This is a genomic window from Pseudomonas sp. ARP3 (assembly GCF_001029595.1).
Classification (GTDB): domain Bacteria; phylum Pseudomonadota; class Gammaproteobacteria; order Pseudomonadales; family Pseudomonadaceae; genus Aquipseudomonas; species Aquipseudomonas rhodesiae.
The window spans coordinates 28,675-51,258 of the sequence record NZ_LEKF01000016.1 but is presented as its reverse complement, the minus strand read 5'-3'; the positions used below and the strand labels follow the sequence as shown (position 1 = coordinate 51,258).

Genomic DNA, 22,584 nt, shown 5'->3' with positions numbered 1-22,584 from the left:
ACGTCAGTGCTGATGGGGCGTGCGGGTAGGGTCAGCTATCTGAAATACCTGCCCCTCGCGCCACGCATCCGCGCCCGGTGCCACGGTAGGCGTCGGTATGTCGGCGCGGGTTCTGCGCTTTTGCGCACTGTCGATGCCGAACCGACGGTCGCGCTCGGCGACTTTCTGTGGGTCGGCCTGGCCGTCGGCGGTGAAGCCCATCATCAGCTGGGGAACACCCAAGGGCAGGTCTTTATGCAGGTCCGTATGCCAGGTATGCCAGGTCTTGCCATAGGTGTGAACGAGCTTTTCCATCAGTGCATGCTCGGCCACCTCAGGAATGCCAGGCGCCACCAGTTGGCCGGATTTCACCTCATGCACATGGCTGTGCCACAGCGCCTGCTCGGCCTTGGGCAGGCCGGTGAACAAGCGCTCACTGATGATGTATTCCACGCCCATCAACTTAGCGTCCTTGCGGTTGCCATCGTAGATCACACACTGGATCACTTCTTCGTTGAGGATCGCGCAGTAATGATGCGCCTCCATTTGCACGTCCATCTGACCGTTGTAGAAATGGAAACCGTCGAGGTAGGCGTTCAACGCCTCAATCGGGGGACGCGACTGCAACAGCGCTGCGCCAGCGTCCAGGGAGCGCGTGGTGGTCGAAGAGGCATCGCCAGGTGCGACCACGTTGGATGCCGAATTGCCAGCCGCGCAGGCGCCGAGCAGCAGCGCCATTGCGCTTGCACAGGCCATTTTGAGTGTAGGGATTGTTTGAATGCCCGCCATGTTTGAGTCCTTTCCGTTGAGTCGAGTGCATTCCTATGGATAACCCGTACTCCGGGAAAGTTTCTTAGGCCGAGTCATACAACGCGCGAGGTCAACCGTTCATCAGACCCAGAGCACATTTGTTGAACATAAACTGCGAGCGGCCGGCCAGACCAAAAGGGGCTGGCGCATGCGAAGCGCCCGCCATCACACGTCGCTTTATTAATCCGGTAAACGATCATGAAGAAGTTATATCTGTGTTTGAGTGTGTGCAGCCTGTTCCTGCTGCATGGCTGCTTCGACAGCTCGGACAACGCCACTAAAGGCAATAGCAGTACGACCAAATCTTCTGTGCAGATGCAAGAAGGCAAGGCGGATGAGCATAAGTGACAAGGCGAGTCATCGTGTTATGGGGGTGATTGCAAGGTACGGGTATGGCCATGGACGAGGAGTGAGGAGCCCGCAGCGCGCTCGCAGGCCAGCCCACGCGCCCTCAATCGGCTGCGTTTGCCCGTTCATGATTATTCAGGGCTACGGCCACGGCTTTGGCCACGTCGAGAAACGCCCGCGCCGCCGCCGATGGGTACACCCCTTTGCGCTGCATCAACACCGCCGTGCGCTGCAAGCGCTGCGGGGCCAGCTCAATCGCCACCAACTCGGGATGGGCCCGTGCAATCGCAGCCGGCAAGAGTGTCGACAAGGCAGTCCGGCGCACCACCTCAATCAAGGCGCCGATCACATTGGCCTCCATGACCACACGCGGGCGGATGCCGTGCTGGTTGCAATAGCGGTCGATCTGGTCGCGGGTGGCGAACTCTTTGCTCAGCACAATCAGTGATTCGCTGTTCAGCGCTTCCAGCCCGATGGACGACTGGCCTGCCAACGGGTGTTGGCTGCCCACCACGAGCGCCAGGGTTTCCACCAGCAAGGGGTAAGCGTCGATGTCGGGCGCGTGTACCTCGTCAAAGGCGATGCCTACATCCAGCTCGTCAGCCAGCAGTTGGTTCTCCATCTGTTCCTGGGCTACTTCACGCACGGTCAACGTGATGTTGGGATAGCGACTGTGAAAGGCGTCCACCAACGGCCCGACGAGGTACGTGGTGAAGGTGGGTGTGACGGCGATGCGCAAGGTGCCCCGGCTCAAATCGCCCACATCGTGGATGGCCCGTTTGCCTTGCTGTAGCTCCTGCGCCGCCCGCAACGCATGACGCAAGTAGACCTCACCGGCGTCGGTGAGGCGGGTTTTGCGCCCTGAACGATCAAACAGCTGAGCACCCAGGCTTTCTTCCAGTTGTCGAACTTGCTGTGACAGCGCCGGTTGCGAGACATGCAGGGCCGCTGCGGCCTTGGTGAAACCTTGATGTTCCGCGACGGCGAGAAAGTATTGAAGGTGGCGCGCGAGCTTGTTTGTTTCCATAAGATTATCTGATGTAGTTGATCATATATAAGACTTTTACCTTATTTTTAGGGCGCCGTAATCTTGGTTCATCGCAATGCGAGCCAAAGGAGTTACCCCATGCAAGACATCATCGACGGTTTTCTGAAGTTTCAGCGCAATGCCTTTCCCAAGCGTGCCGGTCTGTTCAAAGACCTGGCTAACCAGCAAAACCCCCGTGCATTGTTCATCTCCTGCTCCGACAGCCGCCTGGTGCCGGAGCTGGTCACCCAGCGTGAGCCGGGTGACCTGTTTGTGATCCGTAACGCCGGCAATATCGTGCCGTCCTATGGCCCTGAGCCGGGCGGCGTGTCGGCCTCGGTGGAATACGCCGTCGCCGCCTTGCAAGTCAGCGACATCGTGATCTGCGGCCACTCCGATTGCGGCGCCATGACGGCCATCGCCACCTGCACCTGCCTGGACCATATGCCTGCGGTGGCCGGCTGGTTGCGCTACGCCGATTCCGGCCGAGTGGTCAACGAAGCACGCCAGCACGTCGACCAGCCCGCCAAAGTCGCGTCCATGGTGCGCGAAAACGTGATCGCACAGTTGGCCAATCTCCAGACGCACCCGTCTGTGCGCCTGGCCCTTGAAGAAAAACGCGTGACGCTGCATGGCTGGGTCTACGACATCGAAAGCGGCTGCATCCAGGCTTTCGACAGCCGTACCGGCACGTTCGTGGCCTTGGCCGACTACCCAGTGAGCGCCGCCATCCCGGCAACACCTCGCTCCAACTGAAGTACCCAGGTACCTGCATCGCAGGCAAGCCTATGCCCCTTTTTTACCCACGGAGAAATCCCCATGATCCAGTCGCAAATCAGCCAAACCACTCGCCTTGCCCTGACCGACGTCATCCTCTTGGCCAAAGCTCGTAAAGACCTATCGTTCGCCCAGATCGCCGAAGGCACCGGCCTGCACGAAGCCTTCGTCACCGCTGCCTTGCTTGGCCAGCACCCGCTGCCGGCCAACGCCGCCCAAGTCGTCGCCGACACCCTGGGCCTCGATGCGGATGCCGTGCTGCTGCTGCAAACCATTCCGGTACGCGGCAGCATCGGTAACGGCGTGCCGACCGATCCGACCATCTACCGCTTCTACGAGATGATTCAGGTGTATGGCACCACGCTTAAGGCGCTGGTCCACGAGAAGTTTGGCGACGGCATTATCAGCGCGATCAACTTCAAACTGGATGTCAAAAAAGTGGAAGATCCAGACGGCGGTTCGCGTGCCGTCATCACGCTGGACGGTAAGTACCTGCCTACCAAACCGTTCTGATTGAGTGAACCTTGGCCCGACGCCGCAAGGCGCTCGGGCCATGCTCAGGGTGAGTTTTCTGTTTCAGCGGCGCGCAGACAGCTGTTGCGGCGCCAAAAATGCATCGTGGAAATAGTTACGAAAAGCCTGCATTGCCGGGCTGAATTCGCGCTCGCGATGCCACGCCAATCCGACACTCATCGGCGTCACCTTGTCGGTGACTGTCAGGGTTTCGATGCGTTTTCCTTCCAATGACCAGGGGCGGTGCACCAAGTCTGAGAGGATTGCCACGCCGCTGCCATTGGCGACCATGCTGCGCACCGCTTCGACTGAGCTGGTACGCACCCGCACGTTTGGCTGCTGATGCGCATGTTCCCAGTAGCGCATGGCGCTTTGTTCGGCTTCGTCGACGGTCAGCAGGATGTAGGGTTCTTTCGCGACGTCGGCGAGACTGACCGCCGAGCGCTCGCACAGCGGATGGTGGCTGGGCAGCCATAACCGCCGTTCGGAGTTGAAGAGAATCTCTGAAACGATGTCTGGGTGCGTGAGGTTGGCGGTGAGCACCACGGCCATATCAAAACGACCTTCCAACAAGCCTTGTTCAATCGCTTGCCGTTCCTGTTCATGGACTTCAATCGCCACGTCCGGATGCCAGTGTTCCAGGCGCTGCAAATGGTGCGGCAGGAAATAGCCGATCACCGTGTAGCTTGCCGCTAAGCGCAACACGCCACTGGCGCGGATATCCGGCAACGGGCTGTTCAACGCGTCATCGACGCTGCGCAAAATCACGTAGGCCCGGTTCAAAAAGTGCCGCCCGGCGTCGGTCAGGCTCATGCCCTGGGCCGAGCGCTGGAACAACAGCGTGCCGAGAATGCCTTCCAGTTCCTTGATCGCCGTGGTCACTGCGGATTGGGAAATATTCAGATGAATTGCGGCTTGAGAGATTTGCCCGATCTCGGCGGTAGCGACGAAATAGCGTACTTGGCGCAGGGTCAGGGACATTAGCACTCCGGACGATGAGGTATCTGTTTTTCAGAAGATGGCCTATCTGATAATAGATCTTCCCAAGGGGTAGGCAGGAATTTAACTTGGCCTGTATGAAGTCACAAGCGTCGGGAGCAAGCGTCATGCAGGCAGTAGATTTCAACTCGGACATGGGTGAAGGCTTTGGCCCCTGGACCATCGGCGATGGTGTCGACAATGAGCTGATGGGCTTTATCAGTTCGGCCAACATTGCCACCGGTTTTCATGCCGGTGATCCCGGCACCATGCGCCGCACCGTCGAGCAGGCCAAGCGCCTGGGCGTGGCCATCGGCGCGCATCCGGGGTTTCGCGACTTGGTGGGGTTTGGCCGACGGCACATCAATGCACCGGCCCAAGAACTGGTCGACGACATGCTCTATCAGTTGGGCGCCTTGCGTGAACTCGCCCGGGCTCAAGGCGTGGCCCTGCAACACATCAAACCCCACGGCGCGCTCTACATGCATCTGGCCCGGGACGAAGAGGCTGCCCGTTTGCTGGTGGAGAACCTCCAACGTCTGGAACCGGAGTTGCTGCTGTATTGCATGCCCGAGTCGGTGATCTGGCGGGTTGCCACGGAACTGGGGCAACCGGTGATCCGCGAGTTCTACGCCGACCGCGAATACGACCTCAGCGGCTCCATCGTTTTCACCCGCAACGTGCGAGCTTACGACCCGGCCTTCGTCGCCGAGCGAGTGCTGCGTGCTTGCCAACAAGGCGTGGTGCGCACCGTCGAGGGCGAGGACCTGGCGATTGAGTTCGACTCCATCTGTTTGCACAGCGACACGCCGGGTGCCCTGGCGTTGGTCGAAGCCACGCGTCGTGCACTTGATGGCGCGAGCATAAAGGTCCGAGCACCGCGCTGAGACCGAATGAAAACACCTGGCACACAGACGCCAGGGTTGACTCACCGATTTACTTTTTGCCTGCCTTTCTACAACTATTCCAAGAGGAACAGACATGGCCGAACACACTGTAATCACCCCGTTGCCGGGAACCTTCTACCGCAAAGCTACTCCGGAATCGGCGAACTTCGTCGAGGTCGGCGCGCAGGTCAGCGCCGACACGGTGATTGGCCTGATCGAGGTCATGAAGCAGTTCTCCGAACTGACCGCCGGGACGGCCGGTCGCCTCAATGCCTTTTTGGTAGAAGACGGTGATCCGGTGGAACCGGGTCAAGTCGTCGCAACACTCGACGGCGAGTGAGGGCACGATCATGACTCACGCCATTCATAAATTGCTGATTGCCAATCGTGGCGAGATCGCCGTGCGGATTATCCGCGCTGCCAAGGAACTGGGCATTCCTACCGTTGCTGCGTGCAGCGAGGCGGACGTCGACTCCCAGGCTGCGCGTATGGCCGATGAGGTGCATATTCTCGGCCCGGCCCGTGCCGACAAAAGTTACCTGAATGTCGAGGCATTGCTCGGCGCCTTGAAAGCCACGGGCGCCAACGCGGTGCATCCCGGTTACGGCTTTCTGTCGGAGAACGCCGACTTCGCCGAAGCAGTGGTGGCTGCCGGCGCCATTTTTGTCGGCCCGAGCGCGGAGACGATCCGGCGCATGGGCGATAAAGCCGAGGCGCGGCGCACGGCGCAAGCCGCCGGTGTGCCGGTGGTGCCGGGTTCGCCGGATGAACTGTTCGACGTTGAATCGGCGCTCAAGGCTGCCGAATCCGTTGGCTTCCCGCTGTTGATCAAAGCTTCGGCCGGTGGCGGCGGGCGCGGTATTCGGCTGGCGGAAAACGCCGAGCAGCTGAGCGAAGAATTCCCCCGTTCCCAGCGCGAAGCCCAAGCGGCGTTTGGCAATGGCGCGGTGTACCTGGAGCGGTTTATCAGCCGGGCCCGGCATATTGAAGTGCAAGTGCTGGGCGACGGTCAGCACGCCGTGCATTTGTTTGAGCGCGAGTGTTCGCTGCAACGGCGCCGGCAGAAAATCTTCGAAGAAGCGCCATCGCCAGTCCTCTGCCAGCAGCAACGGGAAACGCTGTGCGCCAGCGCGGTACGCCTGACTGAATCCCTGGGTTACAAGGGCGCCGGCACCCTGGAATACCTGTATGACGATACTACCGGTGAGTTTTTCTTTATCGAGATGAACACGCGGATTCAGGTGGAGCACCCGGTCAGCGAACTGATCACGGGCATCGACCTGGTCCAGGCCATGTTGCGCATCGCTGGCGGCGAGCCGCTGGGCTTCAAGCAAAGCGACATTCGACTCAACGGCGCCGCCTTGCAAATGCGCCTGAATGCTGAAGACCCTGCGCGGGATTTTTTCCCCAGCCCCGGCCTGGTCGAATCGCTGATCTGGCCACAAGGGGAGGGTATTCGTGTCGATACCCATCTCTACCCAGGTTACCGCGTGCCGCCATACTACGACTCGCTACTGGCCAAGTTGATTGTTCATGGTCACGATCGTACCGAGGCTTTGTCTCGCGCACGTGGTGCCGTGGCGCACACCACGCTCACCGGTATGGCCAACACCTTGGCGTTGCACGGTGAATTGCTGGAGCAACCGTGGCTGCACAGCGCCGACTTTCACACCGGCACCCTGGAAACCTGGCTGGCCGAGCGCCGCGGCGGAGGTGAAGCATGAGTACGCCCATCCGCTACAGTTTTGGCGCCGATGAGCATTTGTTTGCCGAAGTCAGCGACAGCATGTCCCTGGACGCGTTTTTCAAAGGACTGGCCGTCACCCGCGCCGTGGAACGGCTGGCGCTGGATGGCGTGCTCGATATCTGCCTGGCCAACGCGTCGTTCCAGATTCGTTTCGACCCGGATCGCATCGCCCCGCACACCTTGCTTGAAGCGGTAAAAACCGCCGAGGCCGGAGCCGTCGCCGAGCGCACCTTACAGACGCGAATTATCGAAATTCCGGTGCTCTACAACGATCCCTGGACTCACGAAACCCTGATGCGTTTTCGCGACCGCCACCAAGACCCGAGCGCCACGGACCTGGAATACGCCGCACGCATCAACGGTTTGGCCGACGTCGATGCGTTCATCGCGGCCCACAGTGGCGCGCCGTGGTTTGTCTCGATGGTTGGCTTCGTTGCGGGGTTGCCGTTCATGTTCCAGATGGTTGAGCGCGAGCGTCAGTTGCAGGTGCCCAAGTACCTGCGTCCACGCACCGACACGCCAAAATTGACCTTGGGCCATGGCGGTTGCTTTGGTTGCATTTACTCGGTGCGCGGCGCCGGCGGTTATCAGATGTTTGGCGTGACCCCCGCGCCGATCTACGACCCGCAACAGAACCTCGCGTACCTGAAAGATCACATGGTGTTTTTCCGTCCAGGCGACATCGTGCAGTTCAAACCGATGGACCGTGAGGCTTACGACCACGCCGTGGCCGAAGTGGACGCTGGTTGCTTTGATCTGCGGATTCGGCCGGTGGAGTTTTCGCTGGACGCGTTCCTCGCCGATCCCGTTGGCTATCCCAAGTCGCTGCAGGAGGTGTTGGCATGATTAAGGTCCTCAAACCCGGCCTCGCCACTTCGGTACAAGACCTGGGCCGCGAAGGCTATTACCACTTGGGCATTCCGCCGTCCGGCGCACTCGATCAATACGCCTTGAGCGCGGCCAATCAATTAGTCGGCAACCCGGCCGGTTTGGCGGGGTTGGAATGCACGTTGCTCGGGCCTGAGTTGGAGTTTCAGCAGGATGCATTGGTGGCGGTCAGCGGCGCGCACATGACGCCTCGGGTCGATGGCGTGGAAATGCACCACGACACCGCGTTCACCGTGAAGGCCGGGCAAGTGTTGCGCTTTGATTTTCCCAAGGCTGGTGCCCGCGCTTATGTGGCGGTGGCCGGCGGCATTGATGTGCCGGTGGTGCTCAACAGTCGTTCCACCTATGCGCTCGGCGCGCTCGGCGGTTTTCAGGGGCGACGCCTGATTGCAGGCGACGAGTTGCCGGTGGGCATCGCCAGTGGCAAGAGCCGCGCCGGGGCCAGTTTGCCCATGACGTTACGGCAATCATTGGGTGGCGAAATCACCCTGCGAGTGGTGCCCGGTTTGTACTACCACCGCTTGACCGAATCGGCGGCGAAAAGCTTTTTCGCCGAGCCGTGGACGGTCGGTTCGGAAGCCGATCGCATCGGCTATCGCTTCAAGGGCGGCAGCGCGCTGAGCTTTCAGCCCCGAGAGCAGCCGTTTGGCGCCGGTTCCGATCCGTCGAATATCGTCGACAGTTGCTACCCGATCGGCTCGATCCAGGTGCCCGCCGGGCTCGAACCCATCGTGCTGCACCGAGATGCGGTGTCCGGTGGCGGCTACGCGATGATTGGCACGGTGATCAGCGCCGACCTCGATTTGATCGGCCAGATGCAACCCAACCAGAAGGCCCGCTTTGTTGCGGTAACCCTCGAAGAGGCGCTGGAAGCGCGACGTACCTATAAGAAAAAACTCAGCTGCCTGAGCAAGCTGTTCCCTTCCTGATTCTGCCCGCCGTCTAGCGCGGGCCATGCCAAACGGTACGCCAACGCCGCACTTCGGTGCGGTGACGGCTGCCCGCGCTTCAACCATTGACTGGTTTTGGAGTTCACGCATATGGCTGCTTTATCGCAATCGAGTCAAACCGGGCAAGACCCGGCGCATTATCCTGTTCCCACCGAAGCGCGCATGGGGCGACTGTCTCTGACCATGGCGTGGTGGGCGGTGTGCAGTGCGATGTTTTACATCGTAGTGGGGGCTTCATTGGCATTGTCGTTCGGTGCGCGCAATGCGCTGATCGGCATGCTCCTGTCGGTGATCAGTTATGGATTGGTCAACAGCGTTCTCAGCCGCTTTGCGATTCGCAGCGGTTTGTCGGTGGCGTTGTTCTCACGACTGTTGTTCGGCAGCACCGGGGCATGCCTGGCGACGCTGATTTTCTTCTCGACCGCGATCTATTACGCGGTGTTCGAGGGTTCGGTGATCGCCGTCGCGCTCAATCACCTGTACCCGGAACTGGTCTATCCGCTGGCGGCATTGGCGGTGGTGCTCTACAGCGTGCCGATGATCCTGGGCAGCGTGCAGCACTGGCTGGACAAGCTCAACGGTGTGTTGTTGCCGGTGTATCTCGGTGGTTTGCTGGTGGCCGTGGGATTATCGATCAGCCGGTATGGCTACCAGCCGCAATGGCTGGATTTCGGCCCGGCAACGCCTAGCGCATTCGGCTGGTGGGATTGTTTTGTCGCCTACATGGGCGTCTGGGTATTGATGCTGTTCACCTTCGACTATGCGCGTTTCGGCAAGCCTGAAGACGCCGAGTACCACGGTCGCTGGAACTTCGGCATGCCGTTCTACGCAGTGACGTTTCTGCTCAACGGCGCGGCGGGCATTTACCTGGTCAGCAGCATTCCCCACGAAGGGGCCCTGAACGAAGTCTCGGTGGTGATGGCGATTTTGCAGTTGATGGGCCTGTGGGGATTGCTGTTTGTCTGGGCCACGCAAACCCGGATCAACACCGCCAACTATTACTTGGCGACCCTGAACATGCAGGCGTTTTTTGCACGGTTTGGCCTGCGTGGTTCGTACCTGGTATGGGCATTGATGGTCGGGGTGATCGTATATGGCCTGATGCTCGCCGATGTGTTCGCGTATCTACTCAAAGCCTTGGCTTACCAAGGGATTTTCGTGGTGGCCTGGGTGGGTGTGGCGTTGGCGCAGATTGTCTACGGACGCAGCGACATGGCACAGCTCGAACGGGTGGTCGCATTTAACCCGGTGGGCTTGACGGCCTGGTTTGGCGCCACCGCATTGGGCCTTGCGTTGATGTTCTCCGGCGGCGGCTTGAGCAGCTTTTCCGCACCATCTACCGTGATAGTTGCATTCGCCTTGCAAGCAGGCTTATCCCATCGAAGCTGGTTGCGGTTACGGATGGCGGAGTAGAGTTTTGCGGTCACTGATCCCGTACCAGCCTGCTCTAAAGGAGCCGGCTATGGGAAGCTCATCACAAATTCGCTGATGGGCTTTCAGTGACCGCTTCTGCCGATGACGTTGAAAAAGCCTGTTCGCCCAAACGCGCGAATAGTGAAGGTGAAAACATCTTGTTTGCACGCTACTACGTGAAAGACACCTGAACCTTTTGCGCAAAATCCAGATTTCAATCTCAGGCGCGTACTTTTTTGCTGTGGATCACTTTGTCAGGGAGGGATCACCAAACTAAGGGACATCAATCTAAGTCGCCCTGCTTTACTGAGCATAGGAGGGCGTCACCCCTGCTAACAGGCGCTGGCTGCCGGATTACGTGCCGTGACGATCCACGCCGCGCCGTCGATCATCACCGACCGCTCGCCGGGGAGGCCGGCGAAAGCGGCGCGAACCGCCGCTGAAGCTTGGGTGCGGATGTCATCGCTTTGCTGCGCGAGCAAAAGCGATAGCGGGCCGCCCTCGAATGCCATCCTTACCGCGTCGTCGATAGCCGCATCCCGAGTCTCGCCTTCACCGAACGGGATGGAAACATCGAACGGCGCAAAAGTGACATCGGTAAAGCAAGCGGCCGTCAGGATACGTGTAACCCGGCCCCGGTCAGCGAACGAGAAGGGTCCGGGTGCTTCAAGATCAGGCGGTGCGGTCAGCGGGACGATGCCCTTGATCGCGCCCATCGGAAGGCGCACCCAATCGTTCTCGGCCACGCCGCGCCAGCAGATGAAAGCGACCCGACCGCCCGGCCGGAGCGCGCGTCGCATATGGGTGAACGCCCCTGTCGGATCGTCGAAGAACATCACCCCGAAACGCGAGAAAAGGATGTCAAACGCACCATCGGGCAGCTCGGCGTTACTGGCGTCGGCCACCTGGAACAGCACCGGCGCATCCTGCGGCGCAAGCTCGCGCGCTCGTCCAATCAGCGGTTCGGATATGTCCACACCCAGCACATGTCCGCCCGCGCCGACGCGGGCGGCCAAAGCCAGACTGGACGCGCCTGCGCCGCAACCGACGTCAAGCACGCGCTCACCCGTGGCGGGCGCTGCGGCTTCTATCGCGGCCTGGCCAAATACCGCAAACATGGCGTCAAACCGGGCCTGGTTGGCGACCCAGTACTCTCCGCTTTGGCCATTCCAGTCGGCGCCCTGATAGGTTTTTTGCTCTGTCATGACATCTTCTCGTTTTGATAGTGTTTAACCAGCTAGCCTTTGATCGAGGCAAGGAGGGAAGGGCATTACTTGGCCCATGCCGTGATCCGTTCCGCGATCGCCTCAGGGGCCTCAATGAGCAGGAAATGACCCACACCGGAGACGACCTCCATCGCGTGCGGGGCGGCGAACCGATGTCGGTCGTCGACCTGCGCGGGGAGGATGCAGCGGTCGATCAGCGCGAGCACATCGCTGGTATATTTCCGGAGTCAGGCGGTGCAGAAGCCGGGGACGGCGACCTTCTGGAACAGGTGCGGGGTGGCTACGACGGATGACGGATAGGCCGATACCTTCGCGACGAATTCGGGGCGGGCGAAGGCATCGCGGAGCGTCTCGGTGGACTCCCACACCACATAGTTCAGGAAGGTCGGGCTATCACCGATCGCTCGGTGCAGTTGGGTGGAGATGAAGCCCGGCTGCTTCTTCAGGGTTTCGCCCGCCGCCTTGAAGGCGTCCAGGAAGCCCGCCTCGTCGGTGGGACCGACCGTAAATATGTTGATAAGTACGATTGGCGCAGCCGAGATGCCGAGTTGGCGCTCAAGCGGGAATTTATCGTCTAGCGGCTTGAATTTTTTTAGGACTTCCATGGTGGCGCTCGCGTCTATTGAAATTAGTGTGCTCGATGCTGCTTGATCTCAAACCAGCATCGACTGCTGGGCGAAGATGCCCGCCATCACGCCTTGCCATGAAGCCGTGCTGACAGATGCCATGAGAGGGTTGGCAAGGTCGCCGGCAGCGTAGACGCCGGGCACAGTGGTTTCGCGGCGCTCGTCGACCTTGAACGCGATACCCAGGGGCGTATCGACCGTGGCGAGGCCCAGTGATTCATGCAGACGTGCGGAGGGCTTGTTGCGCGGATGCGCGAATAGGATGTCGACCGCAACAGAGGTGGCGGCGTCGAGCCTGACGGTGGTGTTGTGGCTCTCGTTATGCTCGATTTCGGTGATTCGGCCATCAACGACAGGGTTGCCGCGGCGCGCCAGATCGGCGCGGATGTCGGGTGGAATGTCGTGACCATTGGCAAAGACCGTCAATGTGTCGGTCCAGTCATGGTATAGCTTGACGTAGTTGTGCGACGGCGGACCGGACCAGACGAGGCCCCAATGCCGGCCCGCAACTTCAAAGCCGTCGCAATAGGGGCAGGGTACGATGGAGGTTCCCCAGCCTTCGGCAAAGCCGGGAAGTTCAGGCATCTGGTCGACGACGCCATAACTCAGGATCAGCCGGCGCGCCCTGTGGCTTTCGCCATCGCCAGTGAGGATGGAGAAATCGTCAATGGTTCCAGAGATATTCTCGGCCCGGGCAGTGACAAGACTGACCGTAGGGTAGCGCGCAAGCTGTTGCCGCGCTTCGGCCAGAATCTCTTGCGGTGGCTTGTGATCGTGGCCAAGCAAACCATGCGAGTGCTTGGCGAAGCGATTACGCGGAAGACCCGTATCGAGAACGGTGACTTTTCGGCGGGCACGACCAAGCTGTAGAGCGGCGGCAAGACCCGCAAAACTGCCGCCGATAATGATGACGTCATTCATGGTGATAGGCTCCGCGTTGAGGCTGAAGGGACTTGAGTTTTACTTTTACAGTACTTGCGAGTACCATAATTCCATAGTTAAGATACTGTCAAGTACTGGAATTCTCATGACCGAAATTTGCCAGACCCGGCGCGGCCGGCCAGCCAACGAGGCGCTCAGCCAAACGATTGTCGACGCCGCCGGCGAACTTTTTATGGAGTTGGGATTTCAAGCGACAACGATGGACAAGGTCGCCCAGCGGGCAAAAATATCCAAGCTAAGCATCTACCGGCACTTCGAGAACAAGGAGGCGCTGTTCAGCGCGGCCATCGCGGCCCACTGCCATCAGTTTGCACCGCAGGCCATTGTTGAAGGCGTCGACGGCTCGGCCGCAGATCAGCTCATGGCGGTGGGGACATTCCTGCTGCGCACATTGTTGAGTCCGGAAGTGCGCAATGTTGAGGCCATGATCATGGTCGACAAGGCTAAGCAAAAGTCGTTGAGCAAGCTCCATTACGAAGCCGGTCCCGCCTATGTCATTGCCCAAATCGAGGCCCTGTTGCGGCACTTGCACGCGCAGGCGATGCTAAATGTGCCCGACCCTTTGGAGTCTGCCCGTTTGTTTGCCGCGCTTATCAAAGGGTCCGATCTTCTGATGATCGCCCGCTTCGATGAGGCGAAGGCAAAGGACGACAATGAAGTCGAATCCTATTGCCGGTCGGCCGTCGCCATGTTCATCGCGGCGCACGGTGTTTAGTGGTTGATTTGAACGCTTGATGTCGGTCGTTAACTGGACACCACTGGTCTCTGCTTCATGAAGCGCCAGGCCGTGGTCTACGACTTTAGCCCCAGCCGAACTGGCGAGCATGCGCGTAACTTCTTGGGTGCCAGGAACGGCAAGCTCGTTTGGCGATTACGCCAGGAAACGGCGGTGCCCATTGCTGAAAAACTGCATGAGTGAATGCTGGCCCAACGCGAACTTGTACCCGAGGGCTCAGCTACGGCCAAGGCCCTGGATTACAGCCTTAAACGCTGGGAGCACTGACGCGCTACCTGGAAGATGGTGCTGTGCCGATCGACAATAACCAGATCGAGAACTTGATCCGGCCGTGGGCACTTGGGCGGTCGAACTGGTTATTTGCTGGGTCGCTGCGTAGCGGCAAACGGGCGGCGGCGATCATGAGCTTGATCCAGTCTGCGTGCATCAACGGGCATGATCCGTATGCTTATCTTAAGAATGTGCTGACGCGGCTGCCGACGCAGCGGGCGAGTGAGATCGCCGAGCTACTGCCGCATAAGTGGAATCCTATCGAAGCGACTATTTTCCAAGCGTCTAATTTTAGGAGAGAACCATAAAGGCGTTATCAATTGTACGGCCCAGTGGAGGCCGAATCGCTTCTGGCGAGAAAATCCTCGAAGTCCGTCGTTGGCATCCAGACTTAGATCCTTCTGAGGATCTCCTGATTGTGGAAAACGGGCGTTTTCTCCATAACGACGGGGACGAAGACAATAACGGTACTGCCGTCGCAATTGTGCGCGTGAAAACCGTGCGCCCCTTCATCCTCACTGACATGCAAGCGGCCTGTGCAAGCTATTTTGAGGATGGCTGGCTCGCATGGGAGTTGAGTGACGTAAGGCCAGTCACACACCCTGTGGCCATCCGTGCGGCACGGGGAATCTACGAGGTAGATTTCCTACTTCCAGACAGGCGCTGAACATTGAGCAAGATGTGTTGGTCAGACGCTTACTCCTCAGCGCGCACTTCACAAGGTGGGTTGTTCAGGCGCTTACGAAAAACTGATGACTCAGCATTGGTTGCTTCAGACCAAGCTCGCCTGTATCTGAGAGTAAGGTGGTCTATATAGAGATCGTCGCTTAAAGGGTGAACCAGTGAGCAAAATCATCAGCGCACATGACTTACAAATCGACCTTCGAGGTGCGAACGAAGCCGGGTTGTTCAAATGGCTGCTTGCCAGTTTCCTGATGGGCAAAAGAATCCAGGGGCAGATTGCGGCTAACGCGTACCGGGTGATCGTCGAGAAACACCATCGGGATACGCCGCACAAACTGGCGAGCTGCACTCACCGCCAGTTGGTCACGATGCTTGGAGAGGCTCACTACGTGCGTTACGACGAGACTACGTCGTCGCGGTTACTCGCATTAGCTAACAAAGTGAATACTGAATACGATGGCAAGGTCAGCAACATTGTTGCGGCTAGCGCCGATCGTCGCGCGTTCGAAAAACGCTTGTCTGAATTCGAAGGGATAGGGCCAAAAACTATTGAAATTTTTCTGAGGGAAGCGGCTGCGGTGCTCTTCGAATCTTCGGCATAGCTCTCACTCACACTGCCTTCCGATTGCTTGCAGCGAGGTGAAGTCAATGATAACTCGCACGCCATCTACCACTCGGGCTATCTTCGACAGGCCCAGTACCCTTCGAGTGGGGATGTACGCTCCATGAGCCTTGCCGATGAAGGGCTGCATGTGATGCTCACACAATGAACACTGTTCGATGTCGCGCACGATGACCATTTCATCATTTTGCGATTCGAACAATGCGCCATTGATCAATTCCTCCAGACTCAGTGTGTAGCCATTGCACAGGTACTGCATCGCTTTGGCTTCGCGCTATGGGGGTATCCAGCAGTCCTTCACGCTCAGGGTTCCCATCTACGCCGAGGAGAATCTCACGATAATGTTCGACTGATGATGGGTTCATCTTGAATCCCAGCAGCGACGCTGCGCTTTATGGGTCGGCAAACCTTGGTGGTAGGAGCGTATCTACTGCGCACTATCTGACGCAGATGCCACAGGCTTCGCCGGATCAGCTATGACCCAGCTTATGCGTCTGCGACATGACAAGGCGAAGCTGTCTAGGTCTGCTTATTTTTCAAAGTGGACTGCTCGTCTGATGCGGGTTTTGACGCCGGCACTACGCAACGGTTATCGACACAGCGGCTGCCGCTATCTGGGTGAGGTAACCACGCCAAATGGGGGCGTATACGGCAAAAAAGGCGATAGCCGAATTCAAGCAGCGGGCGGAGTACATTCCAAGTCAGTGGCGTTGCCCAAAAGCCCAAGCCGGCGGCTCGCCAGCTCCACAGGGTGGCATCCAGGCCGGTTATCCAGCGTCCATCAGCGAAGCGGGCGTGCAGCGAGGACTGCATCTGCTCGAACGTGAACCCGAGTGCATTTGCGTCGAATTCACTGTTGCTGATGTCCACGAAAAGCAGATGATCCTTTATGGCATGCCCGCGCAGGAGCTTGATTTCGCGCGCACATAGAGGGCATTCACCGTCAAAGTACAGCGTCAGTGGCCAATTCATTTTCTTGTACATGGTGGGCACTCTTGTATAACCTTTGTGCAAGATATGCTGAAAGCAACAGGCTGACAATTTTCCGCTCTGCTATGGACGGTCATGTTTGCTTTCGTGAGTAAATCGCCCCGTGCTTTCGATTTCGATATCAAGTTTGGTGGCGGCAAGCTATGCGAAGGCGTACACGCTTGCGTAACAGATTCACTAAGTTTGAAACAGGTCAGGGCTGCAGTCATGTAACCCACCTCGCCATCAATATCTCGCCCAGACAGGGCTTTTGGGCCTACAGTCTTGGGTGTCGCTCACTGCAAGGAATACAAATGAATGGGTTCCCTTCAACCCCTGCGCCAAAGCACGTCACCCTGCTGGGTTATGGCGGTCTGTTGCCGTTTATTGTTCTGGCACTGCTGATTCCGTTCTCTCTCGACTATCGGACGCTGTTTGCGATTGCGCTTGTTAACTATGGAGCAGTCATCCTGAGCTTCGTCGGAGCCTTGCACTGGGGCTTCGCCATGACCATGCGAGATATGAGTGCCAAGCAGCGCAGCGACCGGTTCATCTGGAGTGTTATACCTGCACTTATCGCTTGGATCGCCACGTTACTGCCAATGCCCTTGGGCTGCTTGCTGTTGGTCATAGGCTTAGTCGTCCACCTTCGGCAGGACAAGAAGCTCTTGCGGGTTATAAGCTTGCCCGCTTGGTACATGCCGATGCGATTACGGCTGACCCTCGTGGCGAGCGTCTGCTTGCTGCTTGCGGCGCTCGTTGAGGCGCTTCCTTCATGAAGCCTCGTGTGCCCGGCCAGGATTTCCTCACCTTTGAAATAGCCTCGGTCAGCCACCACCGACCAAGTAACCGATGCGATGGCCTCGCGTGCCTGCTTAGCCATTGAGCTGATCGCGGTCGGAACCGATATTGGTCACCTCATGAGCAACGATCAAATGGCGCTGGGTATCGACGGCTGTCTGCACGATATCGGCGGTGATAATGTTGGAAGCAGCACCCAACCAACACTAACATCTCACCCGCCACAACTGATCCAAGCGCGTCGTATAGCCTCAAACGCTGGATAGCGCTAAGGCGCTATCTCGATGACGGTGCTGTGCCCATCGATACAATTGGTGCGAGAATCAAATTCGGCCGTGGGCTCTTGGGCGCTCGAATTGGTTGTTCGCAGGTTCGCTACGCAGTGGTAAACGTGCCGCAGCGATCATGAGTTTGATCCAGTCTGCGCGGCTCAATGGGCATGATCCGTATGCTTACTTGAAGGATGTTCTTACACGCCTGCCTACGCAGCGGGCGAGCGAGATTACTGAGCTTCTGCCGCATAAGTGGACGTCCATCTAATTGCTAAACGTATTACTGAACATCTTCTTCTTTTGCCAAGTAGAGTAATGCAATGGAACGCGAAAAAATCGATGCCGCATTAAAGGAACATGTCATCCCGATCCTTCGTAGCATGGGGTTCAAGGGATCGCCTCCCCATTTTCGCCGCAATACAGGACAACAAATTGATCTGATCACGTTTCAATTTGATAGGCATGGAGGGGGATTCGTCATTGAGGTAGCTGTTAGCCCCGCAGAGGGAGTGACTATGTCTTGGGGTGAACAGATCCCGCCGGCAAAGGTGGTCGCGGCACACCTGCATCCGAATAAGCGTATTCGTTTAGGGGCGGTTATGGGAGGTGATCACTGGTTCAGATATGACAATAAAGGCAACAGTGCTACTCGGTTCGCAGATACGGCCCGCGAGGTTCAACCTTACCTGCGCGGCCAAGCATCTGACCACTGGGCCAAAGGTCCTCTCCCGGACACCAAAAGCCCGTAAATGCTCCACCGCAACTGTCAACAAGGGCGCCTTGCTCGCGCCATCGGCCTAAGATGATTCCGTCAAGACGTGTCTACCGGACGTTACCGTTTAGTTTACATCCGAAACACCGAGACTGAATTTTTGAGCCGAAGACCTACCAAACCTCCTGATTGCCTTGGTCAGCACAGTAGCTGTAACTTTGATCTTCGTCAGCGAGGATATATTTTTGAACGACTCTGAACATCTGAAAAGACTGTGCTCCCGTTTCAACTCTGGAGAGCATCTGAGGTTTACGTTTTTCTGGGGGCACCAGCGCAGCAAAACTGTCGTCACGGCTTCGTGCTTCAGCCAATGGTTCGAGGCCGGGTTCATTATCGAGGGGCAATATTACCCGACGGCCGAACACTTCATGATGGCCGAGAAAGCGGCCTTGTTCGACGATCAGGAAAATCGTGCGCAGGTGCTCCGCGCTCCTACTCCTAATGCTGCCAAAGCACTTGGTCGAAAGGTTCGCGGATTTAATGATAAGGTTTGGCTGCAACACCGATACGACATTGTTGTTCGAGCGAACCAGGCCAAGTTCTCTCAGAATCCGCAGTTAAACGAATATCTTCTACAAACCGGTTCGCGCGTTATTGTCGAAGCCAACCCCGTTGATAACGTCTGGGGTATAGGGCTCGCACAGGACAGCGCGGATGCCAACAATCCAAATCTGTGGAAAGGTTTGAATCTGTTGGGGTTTGCGCTGATGCAGGTGCGGGACGGGACGAGTATCCCAGCCCCAAGGTAGTGACCTGACCTTACTCGCGGAAATGCAGAAGCCTTGGCGAACGCCAGGGCGTGTTGCATGCGGCCTTATTAAGATCGCGCGTCAGTCAACAAAAGCTGATTCACCCGAATTTACGTGGATACCTTCGAGCGTCTGCTTCTGGCCCAGAGTGTGTAAAAACGCATATGGACTCGCGGTGACGGTTACGCATCCGGTTCGAAGACACCTGCATCCACGAGCATCTCAACTAACGCCTCTGGCCATACCGTTTCTCCAGTAGATCTCAGCTTGGGGGCGGACCACCGGTGATGATCTGCCATGACCTGAGTCTCGTATAAGGTCCATTCGGAGCTAGAAAGGATCTGGCTTTCCGCGTGCACAATGAAATACTGCTCAACTGCGAATACCGTCTCGCCGCTGGGCAGGAGCATTGAAAACCTCCGATCTGCCACAGGCCCTACAACTGTGTTGACCTGAATACCGGTCTCCTCACGCAGTTCACGTATTGCAGCGGCGTGGAATGTTTCTCCGTCTTGAGTCGGGGCAAACACCAATTTCCGGACCTGGGAAAGCGTCACTCCCTGGTGCAGATTACATTACGTATGATCCATCATCGCGATCTGTGATCGTCTGGGACGCCAAGTATCGTGCTCCTGGCGCAAGCTATCCGACGTCCTTGCCAGATTCAAAGTTACAGACCTGGCAATAAGAGATCATAAACTCTGTTAAAAATATGCCGGAGGGATCGGCCAAAGCAGCCGCAGAGAGTGCGCTTAAGGCTGACAGGGTCGAAGGCCGAATATTCAAATGGCCACAATAGGATTGAGGTGTTTAAGATGAAGGAATGGTCATCGCTGTGCAAGTCAAAGGTTGGGGACGCCGTTGATGTACGGGAGCAATGCGTTATCGCTATGGACGACGGTGCATACAAAATTTCAGACGATCAGTATTTTTTAGCTGACGCTTTTTCTGATGAGGGAGAGGAAAAATTTCGTTTGCTGTCCCTCTATTGGGCCTGCAGTGAGCCTGCATTTAGAAGAGCCTACTACAGGGATGTTGAAAATGATGACATGGCCGTATGCCGGCCGCCGCCTGAATTGCTTCCGGTTGGGACGGGGGCGACCTATAGTCAGATTAAAAATGCTCTTAGCTCTCTTGGTTCTGACAAGTTTATGGAATACGCCTCTTATCGTGTTATGTCTGATGGTGCATTTGTTCATAAGGGCTTAGAAAGTTCATTGGCTGTTTATTATTTTCGCTTGCATGATATTGTGGATGATGAGCTGCCTTACGCGATACTGTGGAAGCTTTCTAGTCTGTGATTTAATAAGAGGCAACGTCCTATTGCCGGGTTGAAGCGGTGCAAAAGCAACTACTAATGCTCCAAATACACCAGGTTCATTACGGACTCTGCCGGTAATACTATTGGTTTAGATTATATCAAGGGGCTCAGGGGAACGAATGTGACCGTCACGGGAACGCGTGGTGGTGTTCAGTATCCGTTGCAAGGGCAAACTCCCGATTCTTAAGCGAATCTTGGAAATCGGCATGTTGTTGTCTACGGTCCTGAGGGGCGTGCACTATATGACGTGTCTAGCTCTCGGATTAAGGTGGTCGAATGGAACCAAGCTCCGAATGAAACATATTTCCCCAAGAAGGGAAGTGATACAAAAGTTTTTGAGGGAAATGTCCCTTAGTCGGTTCTTGATAGCTTGGGGTTGAAATGATGAAAGTTTATCAGGGTAATATTTCTAAAGAGTCGTTGAGTTTGTTTGTTTCAGATATAGGCTCCGGAAATTTTTTTTCATATGTAGGGCACTTGGTTTCATTAGAATAGGCAATTTCTGTTCTGGGTTTGCTCTCTCCTGATTTTATTGAGGTCAGTGGTCATGTTTTCTGGCTGCCTAACGCTCAGCAATACGATCCGCAAAAATTTTATTTGAACGGGCTGGTTGAGACCGAATCTAGTGTATTGGAACTAAGTACATCGCGTAGAGACGTTGAACGATACAGAAATATTTTTTCAATAAATCAGTTCTTTTCAAAGTGGGAGGATGCACCGGGGCGACCCGTATTTAAAGTGGGCCTGTCTGAAGAAGATTATCGTCTTTGTCATTTATTTGCTGAACAGATCACTAGATATTGGAAACGCGCGTTATCCGATGCCTTTCCAGAGAAGGTATTTCAGTTTGAGATTGCTGACGGCCTTCTCGATGAATATGGTGTCTGTCTGACATTCTGGCAGTAGTAGTTTAAAGAGCGCACAGGATGTGTCCGCGCCATTAAAATCACTGCCAGAGGCTAAATAATAATTATGCGTTTAGAAAAGGTTGTGAAAAGCCTTGTAGAAAAACTTAAGGCAGTCAGTGAAGAGCAACGAAGACATGCTATAAAAGTTGGTGCGCGTACGAAAGCGTCGGTCAGTTTACGCTTGAACAGAGCGCCTTCTCGGGCGTGTATAAGTGGGGGCATCATTATTTAAAAAATGAAAATATGCCCCCAATTATGCCCCTCAAAAGCGTCAGAACCCCTTGGAATTGGACGGACGTCCATGGATTACAGATGCTGTAAGCTGATGTTTTATAAGCCTTTATAGAATCTAGTAGAACTCTATTACAAACTCTCGGGGTCGCCGAAGAACATCTGAATACGCGACCGCAACCAGCGCTCCCCCGGATCGTTATCCTGTGAACCGCGCCACGCCATGTGCAGTTCAAAACTGCGCACCGGCAGCGGCGGGTCTTCTGCGCGCAAGCCGCCGGCCGAGGTCAATGCTTCGGCCGCGTAGTCCGGCACGGTGGCGAGGATGTCGGTGCCGGCCAGCAAGGTGCCCAGGCCGTTGAATTGCGGCACGGCGAGTACGACGTGGCGCTTGCGCCCGAGTTTTTCCAGCTCTTCATCGATAAAACCGCTCAGGTCGCCAGCGAACGACACCAGGGCATGGGGGCGGGCGCAGAAGTCGTCCAGGCTCAAGGAACCGGGCACGCTGTCGGCACGCAGGAGTTTGGGTAGGCTGCGGCGCAGCACTTTGCGCTTGGCGTTGGCCGGCAGGTCGGCGGTGTAGCTGACGCCGATGGAGATTTCGCCGGAGGCCAGCAGGCTCGGCATCAGGATGTAATTGACGCGGCGCACCACCAGCACGATGCCGGGGGCTTCGGCGCGCAGGCGCTTGAGTAACTGGGGTAGCAGGGCGAATTCAACGTCGTCGGACAGGCCGATGCGGAATACCGCATTGCTGGTCGCCGGGTCGAATTCGGCGGCGCGGCTGACCGCGGTGGAAATCGAGTCCAGGGCCGGGGAGAGCAGGGCGAAGATTTCTACTGCGCGGGCCGAAGGTTCCATGCTGCGGCCGGTGCGTACGAACAACGGGTCGTCGAACAAACCGCGCAGGCGCGACAACGCGGCGCTGATGGCCGGCTGGCCGAGGAACAATTTCTCGGCGGCGCGGGTCACACTGCGCTCGTGCATCAAGGTTTCGAATACGATCAAGAGGTTAAGGTCGACACGACGCAGGTCGTTACGGTTCATCTTGTGTCCTGGAAGAGTCAGCAAACTTGACGAGAGCAGTCACAGGGAGCCCTCGGGTTCCCTCTTGAAGCATGACCGGCATGAATCTTAC

At 57.1% G+C, this 22,584-nt stretch carries 26 protein-coding genes and 5 pseudogenes; 19 read left to right on the top strand and 12 right to left on the bottom strand.

Translation table 11 applies throughout. The features are described 5' to 3' along the window. Window positions 1-3 precede the first annotated feature (3 nt). Window positions 4-735, bottom strand: a complete 732-nt coding sequence (locus ABX75_RS18165) for a DUF1264 domain-containing protein (protein ID WP_034099788.1) — start codon at window positions 733-735, stop codon at window positions 4-6. Between the two features lie 252 nt (window positions 736-987). On the opposite strand from ABX75_RS18165, the gene ABX75_RS29455 reads away from it, so the two are divergent. Continuing rightward, window positions 988-1,137: a hypothetical protein gene (locus tag ABX75_RS29455; protein WP_167389889.1), complete on the top strand. Its 150-nt coding sequence runs from the start codon at window positions 988-990 to the stop codon at window positions 1,135-1,137. Window positions 1,138-1,240: 103 nt separating this feature from the next. On the opposite strand, the gene cynR is transcribed toward ABX75_RS29455, so the two are convergent. Next, window positions 1,241-2,164 (bottom strand): transcriptional regulator CynR, encoded by a 924-nt coding sequence (cynR, locus tag ABX75_RS18160; RefSeq protein WP_047882406.1) that lies wholly within the window; start codon window positions 2,162-2,164, stop codon window positions 1,241-1,243. A 99-nt stretch (window positions 2,165-2,263) separates the two neighbouring features. Between cynR and ABX75_RS18155 the strand changes: the two genes are divergently transcribed. After that, a complete protein-coding gene (locus ABX75_RS18155; RefSeq protein ID WP_047882405.1) occupies window positions 2,264-2,920 on the top strand; it encodes a carbonic anhydrase in 657 nt (218 codons plus the stop codon). Window positions 2,921-2,983: 63 nt separating this feature from the next. After that, on the top strand, window positions 2,984-3,454 hold the full coding sequence (gene cynS / locus ABX75_RS18150) for a cyanase (protein WP_034097671.1): 471 nt from the start codon (window positions 2,984-2,986) through the stop codon (window positions 3,452-3,454). Window positions 3,455-3,517: 63 nt separating this feature from the next. Here the strand turns inward: cynS and ABX75_RS18145 are convergent, their stop codons facing one another. After that, entirely contained in the window at window positions 3,518-4,435 is a 918-nt protein-coding gene (locus tag ABX75_RS18145; RefSeq protein WP_047882404.1) for a LysR family transcriptional regulator, read from the bottom strand. A 125-nt stretch (window positions 4,436-4,560) separates the two neighbouring features. Here ABX75_RS18145 and ABX75_RS18140 point away from each other — a divergent pair, with 125 nt between their 5' ends. The 6 genes from ABX75_RS18140 (at window position 4,561) to ABX75_RS18115 (ending at window position 10,317) form a co-directional block, all read left to right on the top strand. Beyond that, on the top strand, window positions 4,561-5,319 hold the full coding sequence (locus tag ABX75_RS18140; protein WP_047882403.1) for a 5-oxoprolinase subunit PxpA: 759 nt from the start codon (window positions 4,561-4,563) through the stop codon (window positions 5,317-5,319). A gap of 94 nt (window positions 5,320-5,413) precedes the next feature. Then, window positions 5,414-5,659 (top strand): acetyl-CoA carboxylase, encoded by a 246-nt coding sequence (locus ABX75_RS18135; RefSeq protein ID WP_034113616.1) that lies wholly within the window; start codon window positions 5,414-5,416, stop codon window positions 5,657-5,659. Window positions 5,660-5,669: 10 nt separating this feature from the next. After that, window positions 5,670-7,043 carry an acetyl-CoA carboxylase biotin carboxylase subunit gene (locus ABX75_RS18130; RefSeq protein ID WP_047882402.1) on the top strand — a complete coding sequence of 458 codons (1,374 nt, stop codon included), beginning with the start codon at window positions 5,670-5,672 and terminating at the stop codon, window positions 7,041-7,043. Next, the gene (locus ABX75_RS18125; protein ID WP_034138736.1) at window positions 7,040-7,912 is read left to right on the top strand and encodes an allophanate hydrolase subunit 1; all 873 of its coding nucleotides are present in this window, start codon (window positions 7,040-7,042) and stop codon (window positions 7,910-7,912) included. Before ABX75_RS18130 ends, ABX75_RS18125 begins: the two co-directional genes overlap by 4 nt. Continuing rightward, window positions 7,909-8,883 (top strand): biotin-dependent carboxyltransferase family protein, encoded by a 975-nt coding sequence (locus ABX75_RS18120; protein ID WP_047882401.1) that lies wholly within the window; start codon window positions 7,909-7,911, stop codon window positions 8,881-8,883. The genes ABX75_RS18125 and ABX75_RS18120 overlap by 4 nt, the downstream gene beginning before the upstream one ends. A 111-nt stretch (window positions 8,884-8,994) precedes the next feature. Beyond that, entirely contained in the window at window positions 8,995-10,317 is a 1,323-nt protein-coding gene (locus tag ABX75_RS18115; RefSeq protein WP_047882400.1) for a cytosine permease, read from the top strand. A gap of 332 nt (window positions 10,318-10,649) precedes the next feature. Here the strand turns inward: ABX75_RS18115 and ABX75_RS18110 are convergent, their stop codons facing one another. The 4 genes from ABX75_RS18110 to ABX75_RS18100 form a co-directional block, all read right to left on the bottom strand. Further along, entirely contained in the window at window positions 10,650-11,522 is an 873-nt protein-coding gene (locus ABX75_RS18110) for a class I SAM-dependent methyltransferase (protein WP_047882399.1), read from the bottom strand. Window positions 11,523-11,587: 65 nt separating this feature from the next. After that, window positions 11,588-11,749, bottom strand: a complete 162-nt coding sequence (locus ABX75_RS29080; RefSeq protein WP_177329694.1) for a hypothetical protein — start codon at window positions 11,747-11,749, stop codon at window positions 11,588-11,590. 21 nt (window positions 11,750-11,770) lie between these two features. Then, a complete protein-coding gene (locus tag ABX75_RS18105) occupies window positions 11,771-12,148 on the bottom strand; it encodes an antibiotic biosynthesis monooxygenase (RefSeq protein ID WP_047882398.1) in 378 nt (125 codons plus the stop codon). A 48-nt stretch (window positions 12,149-12,196) separates the two neighbouring features. Beyond that, window positions 12,197-13,090 carry an NAD(P)/FAD-dependent oxidoreductase gene (locus tag ABX75_RS18100; RefSeq protein ID WP_047882397.1) on the bottom strand — a complete coding sequence of 298 codons (894 nt, stop codon included), beginning with the start codon at window positions 13,088-13,090 and terminating at the stop codon, window positions 12,197-12,199. 106 nt (window positions 13,091-13,196) lie between these two features. Here ABX75_RS18100 and ABX75_RS18095 point away from each other — a divergent pair, with 106 nt between their 5' ends. The 4 genes and pseudogenes from ABX75_RS18095 to ABX75_RS18080 all read left to right on the top strand — a co-directional run bounded on the left by ABX75_RS18095 (window position 13,197) and on the right by ABX75_RS18080 (window position 15,403). Then, window positions 13,197-13,826, top strand: a complete 630-nt coding sequence (locus tag ABX75_RS18095) for a TetR/AcrR family transcriptional regulator (protein WP_040269493.1) — start codon at window positions 13,197-13,199, stop codon at window positions 13,824-13,826. Between the two features lie 54 nt (window positions 13,827-13,880). Next, window positions 13,881-14,425, top strand: a pseudogene (locus tag ABX75_RS18090) (transposase); the annotation flags it as partial. Next, a complete protein-coding gene (locus ABX75_RS18085) occupies window positions 14,422-14,784 on the top strand; it encodes an ASCH domain-containing protein (RefSeq protein ID WP_047882396.1) in 363 nt (120 codons plus the stop codon). The pseudogene ABX75_RS18090 and the gene ABX75_RS18085, both read left to right, overlap by 4 nt. Before the next feature lie 175 nt (window positions 14,785-14,959). Continuing rightward, complete coding sequence (locus ABX75_RS18080; protein ID WP_034113637.1) at window positions 14,960-15,403, top strand: DNA methylase; 444 nt, start codon at window positions 14,960-14,962, stop codon at window positions 15,401-15,403. Between the two features lie 63 nt (window positions 15,404-15,466). On the opposite strand, the pseudogene ABX75_RS18075 reads toward ABX75_RS18080, so the two are convergent. Beyond that, a pseudogene (locus tag ABX75_RS18075) lies at window positions 15,467-15,788 on the bottom strand (GTP cyclohydrolase I); the annotation flags it as partial. Between the two features lie 154 nt (window positions 15,789-15,942). Further along, the gene (locus tag ABX75_RS18070) at window positions 15,943-16,407 is read right to left on the bottom strand and encodes a thiol-disulfide oxidoreductase DCC family protein (protein ID WP_047882395.1); all 465 of its coding nucleotides are present in this window, start codon (window positions 16,405-16,407) and stop codon (window positions 15,943-15,945) included. A gap of 299 nt (window positions 16,408-16,706) precedes the next feature. Here ABX75_RS18070 and ABX75_RS18065 point away from each other — a divergent pair, with 299 nt between their 5' ends. Continuing rightward, on the top strand, window positions 16,707-17,171 hold the full coding sequence (locus ABX75_RS18065; protein ID WP_047882394.1) for a DUF3429 domain-containing protein: 465 nt from the start codon (window positions 16,707-16,709) through the stop codon (window positions 17,169-17,171). An 8-nt stretch (window positions 17,172-17,179) separates the two neighbouring features. Here the strand turns inward: ABX75_RS18065 and ABX75_RS28570 are convergent. Further along, window positions 17,180-17,357 (bottom strand): annotated as a pseudogene (locus ABX75_RS28570) (IS5/IS1182 family transposase); the annotation flags it as partial. A gap of 77 nt (window positions 17,358-17,434) precedes the next feature. Here ABX75_RS28570 and ABX75_RS28565 point away from each other — a divergent pair. From ABX75_RS28565 to ABX75_RS18050, 3 genes and pseudogenes are all read left to right on the top strand, one after another. Beyond that, window positions 17,435-17,733: pseudogene (locus tag ABX75_RS28565) on the top strand (transposase domain-containing protein); the annotation flags it as partial. 52 nt (window positions 17,734-17,785) lie between these two features. Next, a complete protein-coding gene (locus tag ABX75_RS18055) occupies window positions 17,786-18,214 on the top strand; it encodes a DUF4304 domain-containing protein (RefSeq protein ID WP_080758734.1) in 429 nt (142 codons plus the stop codon). A gap of 208 nt (window positions 18,215-18,422) precedes the next feature. Next, complete coding sequence (locus ABX75_RS18050) at window positions 18,423-18,986, top strand: NADAR family protein (RefSeq protein ID WP_034114299.1); 564 nt, start codon at window positions 18,423-18,425, stop codon at window positions 18,984-18,986. Between the two features lie 182 nt (window positions 18,987-19,168). Here ABX75_RS18050 and ABX75_RS29075 read toward each other — a convergent pair. After that, a pseudogene (locus ABX75_RS29075) lies at window positions 19,169-19,501 on the bottom strand (NUDIX domain-containing protein); the annotation flags it as partial. 300 nt (window positions 19,502-19,801) lie between these two features. Between ABX75_RS29075 and ABX75_RS18040 the strand changes: the two are divergent. Both ABX75_RS18040 and ABX75_RS28550 read left to right on the top strand, forming a co-directional pair. Then, window positions 19,802-20,287 (top strand): hypothetical protein, encoded by a 486-nt coding sequence (locus tag ABX75_RS18040; protein ID WP_034113642.1) that lies wholly within the window; start codon window positions 19,802-19,804, stop codon window positions 20,285-20,287. A gap of 533 nt (window positions 20,288-20,820) precedes the next feature. Then, on the top strand, window positions 20,821-21,213 hold the full coding sequence (locus tag ABX75_RS28550) for a hypothetical protein (protein ID WP_236238696.1): 393 nt from the start codon (window positions 20,821-20,823) through the stop codon (window positions 21,211-21,213). 365 nt (window positions 21,214-21,578) lie between these two features. On the opposite strand, the gene ABX75_RS18030 is transcribed toward ABX75_RS28550, so the two are convergent. Continuing rightward, complete coding sequence (locus tag ABX75_RS18030; protein WP_034113643.1) at window positions 21,579-22,493, bottom strand: LysR substrate-binding domain-containing protein; 915 nt, start codon at window positions 22,491-22,493, stop codon at window positions 21,579-21,581. Between the last annotated feature and the right edge of the window lie 91 nt (window positions 22,494-22,584).

Coding starts and splice junctions, on each gene's coding strand:
- ABX75_RS18165 (WP_034099788.1), bottom strand. CDS start 735: ATGGCCTGTGCAAGCGCAATGGCGCTGCTGCTCGGCGCCTGCGCGGCT.
- ABX75_RS29455 (WP_167389889.1), top strand. CDS start 988: ATGAAGAAGTTATATCTGTGTTTGAGTGTGTGCAGCCTGTTCCTGCTG.
- cynR (WP_047882406.1), bottom strand. CDS start 2,164: ATGGAAACAAACAAGCTCGCGCGCCACCTTCAATACTTTCTCGCCGTC.
- ABX75_RS18155 (WP_047882405.1), top strand. CDS start 2,264: ATGCAAGACATCATCGACGGTTTTCTGAAGTTTCAGCGCAATGCCTTT.
- cynS (WP_034097671.1), top strand. CDS start 2,984: ATGATCCAGTCGCAAATCAGCCAAACCACTCGCCTTGCCCTGACCGAC.
- ABX75_RS18145 (WP_047882404.1), bottom strand. CDS start 4,435: ATGTCCCTGACCCTGCGCCAAGTACGCTATTTCGTCGCTACCGCCGAG.
- ABX75_RS18140 (WP_047882403.1), top strand. CDS start 4,561: ATGCAGGCAGTAGATTTCAACTCGGACATGGGTGAAGGCTTTGGCCCC.
- ABX75_RS18135 (WP_034113616.1), top strand. CDS start 5,414: ATGGCCGAACACACTGTAATCACCCCGTTGCCGGGAACCTTCTACCGC.
- ABX75_RS18130 (WP_047882402.1), top strand. CDS start 5,670: ATGACTCACGCCATTCATAAATTGCTGATTGCCAATCGTGGCGAGATC.
- ABX75_RS18125 (WP_034138736.1), top strand. CDS start 7,040: ATGAGTACGCCCATCCGCTACAGTTTTGGCGCCGATGAGCATTTGTTT.
- ABX75_RS18120 (WP_047882401.1), top strand. CDS start 7,909: ATGATTAAGGTCCTCAAACCCGGCCTCGCCACTTCGGTACAAGACCTG.
- ABX75_RS18115 (WP_047882400.1), top strand. CDS start 8,995: ATGGCTGCTTTATCGCAATCGAGTCAAACCGGGCAAGACCCGGCGCAT.
- ABX75_RS18110 (WP_047882399.1), bottom strand. CDS start 11,522: ATGACAGAGCAAAAAACCTATCAGGGCGCCGACTGGAATGGCCAAAGC.
- ABX75_RS18105 (WP_047882398.1), bottom strand. CDS start 12,148: ATGGAAGTCCTAAAAAAATTCAAGCCGCTAGACGATAAATTCCCGCTT.
- ABX75_RS18100 (WP_047882397.1), bottom strand. CDS start 13,090: ATGAATGACGTCATCATTATCGGCGGCAGTTTTGCGGGTCTTGCCGCC.
- ABX75_RS18095 (WP_040269493.1), top strand. CDS start 13,197: ATGACCGAAATTTGCCAGACCCGGCGCGGCCGGCCAGCCAACGAGGCG.
- ABX75_RS18070 (WP_047882395.1), bottom strand. CDS start 16,407: ATGTACAAGAAAATGAATTGGCCACTGACGCTGTACTTTGACGGTGAA.
- ABX75_RS18065 (WP_047882394.1), top strand. CDS start 16,707: ATGAATGGGTTCCCTTCAACCCCTGCGCCAAAGCACGTCACCCTGCTG.
- ABX75_RS18055 (WP_080758734.1), top strand. CDS start 17,786: ATGGAACGCGAAAAAATCGATGCCGCATTAAAGGAACATGTCATCCCG.
- ABX75_RS18040 (WP_034113642.1), top strand. CDS start 19,802: ATGAAGGAATGGTCATCGCTGTGCAAGTCAAAGGTTGGGGACGCCGTT.
- ABX75_RS18030 (WP_034113643.1), bottom strand. CDS start 22,493: ATGAACCGTAACGACCTGCGTCGTGTCGACCTTAACCTCTTGATCGTA.